The sequence below is a fragment of the Bordetella petrii genome, from assembly GCF_020991325.1.
Taxonomy (GTDB): Bacteria; Pseudomonadota; Gammaproteobacteria; order Burkholderiales; family Burkholderiaceae_B; genus Bordetella_A; species Bordetella_A petrii_E.
This window is the reverse complement of record NZ_JAJMLX010000393.1, coordinates 1-3,132: the sequence shown is the minus strand read 5'-3', so window position 1 is coordinate 3,132 and position 3,132 is coordinate 1. Positions and strand designations below refer to the sequence as shown.

The 3,132-nt window shown below is 65.8% G+C and carries 4 protein-coding genes and 1 pseudogene; 2 read left to right on the top strand and 3 right to left on the bottom strand.

From position 1 onward, the window contains the following. Positions 1-91: 91 nt before the first annotated feature. Genes secB through LPZ50_RS23505 form a run of 3 tightly spaced genes read right to left on the bottom strand, consistent with a single transcriptional unit; the run spans position 92 to position 1,371 of the window. Entirely contained in the window at positions 92-622 is a 531-nt protein-coding gene (gene secB / locus LPZ50_RS23515; protein ID WP_230665279.1) for a protein-export chaperone SecB, read from the bottom strand. A 58-nt stretch (positions 623-680) separates the two neighbouring features. Beyond that, the gene (grxC, locus tag LPZ50_RS23510) at positions 681-938 is read right to left on the bottom strand and encodes a glutaredoxin 3 (RefSeq protein WP_230665278.1); all 258 of its coding nucleotides are present in this window, start codon (positions 936-938) and stop codon (positions 681-683) included. A gap of 10 nt (positions 939-948) precedes the next feature. Then, positions 949-1,371 carry a rhodanese-like domain-containing protein gene (locus tag LPZ50_RS23505; RefSeq protein WP_230665277.1) on the bottom strand — a complete coding sequence of 141 codons (423 nt, stop codon included), beginning with the start codon at positions 1,369-1,371 and terminating at the stop codon, positions 949-951. A 185-nt stretch (positions 1,372-1,556) separates the two neighbouring features. On the opposite strand from LPZ50_RS23505, the gene gpmA reads away from it, so the two are divergent. Both gpmA and LPZ50_RS23495 read left to right on the top strand, forming a co-directional pair. Beyond that, positions 1,557-2,309 (top strand): 2,3-diphosphoglycerate-dependent phosphoglycerate mutase, encoded by a 753-nt coding sequence (gpmA, locus tag LPZ50_RS23500; RefSeq protein WP_230665276.1) that lies wholly within the window; start codon positions 1,557-1,559, stop codon positions 2,307-2,309. A gap of 3 nt (positions 2,310-2,312) precedes the next feature. Then, positions 2,313-3,132: pseudogene (locus tag LPZ50_RS23495) on the top strand (peptidase); the annotation flags it as partial.

The following is a 3,132-nucleotide window of genomic DNA, read 5'->3' as shown; positions in this document are numbered from 1 at the left end:
CGGCCACGGCGGCCAGCGCCGTGCCCCAGCTGCCCGCACCCAGAACGGCGACGCTCAGCGGGGCGGGCGGCGGCTTCATGGGTGCGTCGGGTTACTGGCGGGTGGTGCCGGGCGGCAGGATGATGCCGGAATCGGCGCCATTGTTGCCGCCTTGCCCTTGCTGCTGGGCCACTTCGGCCAGGCGCTGTTCGTACAGGGCCTGGAAGTTCACTTCGGCCAAGTGCAGCGGCGGCAGCGAGGTGCGGGTGATGGCATCGGCCACGTTGGCGCGCAGGTAGGGGTACAGCATCGTGGGGCACACAATGCCCAGCAGTGCGTCCATTTGCTCGGCCGGGATGTTGGCCAGTTCGAAAATGCCGGCCTGCGTGCCTTCCACCAGGTACAGCACCTTGTCGTTGATGCGGGTGGTGACGGTGGCGGTGACGGTGGATTCGAAGATTGTTTCGGCCAGGCGCTGGCCGCCCACGTTGATGCTGACTTCCACCTGCGGCTGCTCTTGTTCCAGGAACACGTGCGGCGCGTTGGGCATTTCCAGCGACAAGTCTTTCAGGTAGACGCGTTGCATATTGAACGAGGGCGCGTCATTGCCTGCCTGCTGGGTGTTTTGATCCTGATCAGCCATGAGAATTTCCGGGTTAGGGGGTGGGCAAAAATAAGATAGCGGCGGCGGCTTTCGGCCGTCAGCCGTTGAGCAGCGGCTGCAGGCCGCCGGCGCGGTCCAGCGCCATCAGGTCGTCGCAGCCGCCAACGTGCTTGTCGCCGATGAAAATCTGCGGCACGGTGCGCCGGCCGGTGCGTTCGATCATGACGTCGCGCTGGGCCGGGTCCTGGTCGATGCGGATGATTTCCAGGTCGGTGACGCCGCGCTGCTGCAGCAGCGTCTGGGCGCGCGCGCAGTAGGGGCAATAATCCTTCGAATACATGACAACTTTGCTCATGCGGGGCTCCTCAGGGCTTCTGGGTGACGGGCAGGCCGGCCGACGACCAGGCGCGCATGCCGCCTTCCATGACGGACACTTCGGCAAAACCCTGCGAACGCAGGCGGCTGGCTACGCGGCCGGCCTCGCGGCCGGTGTCGCACACGATGACCAGCGGCTTGTTCTTGGGCAGCGAGCCCGCTTTCTGTTCGAGTTCGGCGGCAGGCAAGTTGCGTGCCTGCGCGATATGGCCGGCGCGGAATTGCTCGGCCGGGCGCACGTCCACCCATACGGCCTGGCGCTGGTTGGCCAGCTGGATGGCTTCGGTGGTGCTGATGCCGCCGCCGCTGCGGCCTTTGCGCAGCGCGGGAACGGCCAGCATTACGCCGGACACCAGGGCAACCGCCACGATGAAGATGTTGTTTTTATCTACCAAGAATTGCAGAAGATCCACGGATGTTCCTGAAGCTGAAAGGCGGCCGGCCTGCGGGAATGCAGCGCCTGCCTGGAAACGGCGGCCCGGCCTGGAATGGCGTGCTGTGCACAACCTGTTGCCAGGAAAAATCGGGGGCAAAATCACTCAATTATAAAATGAGCGCATTCTTTCACTTCAAACCCGTTCTGGCAGGGCCAAAAACCATGTACAAACTCGTTCTGATGCGCCACGGCGAAAGCCAGTGGAACCTGGAAAACCGCTTCACCGGCTGGACCGACGTCGACCTGACCGACACCGGCCGCGAGCAGGCCCGCAAGGCGGGCGAATTGCTCAAGAAAGAAGGCTACGAGTTCGACCTGGCCTACACCTCGGTGCTCAAGCGCGCCATCCGCACCCTGTGGATCGCCCTGGACGCCATGGACGCCATGTACACCCCGGTGGGCATCAGCTGGCGCCTGAACGAACGCCACTACGGCAACCTGCAGGGCCTGAACAAGGCCGAAACGGCCGCCAAGTACGGCGACGAACAAGTGCTGATCTGGCGCCGCGCCTACGCCATCGCGCCCGAGCCCCTGGCCCACGACGACGAGCGCCATCCGCGCTTCGACCAGCGCTACGCCAAGATTCCGGCCGACCAACTGCCCGCCACCGAGTGCCTGCAAGACACCGTGGCCCGCGTGCTGCCGTTCTGGAATGAATCCATCGCCCCGGCCATCCGCGCCGGCCGCCGCGTGCTGGTGGCCGCGCACGGCAACAGCCTGCGCGCCCTGATCAAGCACCTGGACAATATATCGGACGACGACATCGTGGGCCTGAACATCCCCACCGGCCAGCCCCTGGTATACGAACTGGACGAAGCGCTGCGCCCCATCCGCCATTATTATCTGGGCGATGCCGCCGAGATCGAAGCCGCCATGGCGGCCGTGGCGGCCCAGGGCAAGGCCAAAAAGGACTAATACATGCGGTTTGTGGCGGGTTTGCTGTTGACGGCGGCCGTGGCGGTGGCGCCGGGGCCCGCCTTTGCTGCCTCGTCGGACCTGGCCAGCCGCCAGACCGAAGCCGAAAAGCAGCAGGCCGCGCTGCGCGACCGCATCGGCTCGCTGCAAAAGCAGATCGACGACCGCGAGGCCGCCCGCAAAGAAGCGGCCGATGCCCTGAAAGAGTCCGAATCGGCCATTTCGCGCATCAATCGCCGGCTGGCCGGCCTGGCGGCCGACCAGCGCCAGGCCGAATCCGAACTGACCGGCCTGGAAAAGCAGATCGGCGCGCAGCAGCAGTTGCTGCAGCAGCGCCGCGGCGAGCTGGCCGAGCAATTGCGTACCCAGTACACCAGCGGCCTGTCGCCCTGGACGGCGCTGCTGTCCGGCGACGACCCCCAGCAACTGGGCCGCAACCTGGGCTACCTGGGCTACGTGTCCAGCGCCCGCGCCCAGACAGTGCAGGCCCTGCGCCAGGATCTTGAACGCCTGGCCAGCCTGCAGGGCCAGGCCGACGCGCGCCGCGCCGACATCCAGAAAACCACCGCCGAAACCGCTGAACAGAAAACCGAGTTGGTGGCGCAGCAGAAAGAACGCGCCTCCCTGCTGGCACGGCTGGAAGGGCAGATTGCCGCCCAGCGCGCCGAAGCCGGCCGCCTGGGGCGCGACGACAGCCGTCTTTCTAACCTGATCGGCGACCTGGAAAAAGCCATCGCCGAACAGGCCGAGGCCATGACCCTGGCCCACCGCATGATCGTCATGTACCAGGGCGTGCCCGAGCAAATCGGCACCCCCACCGAAG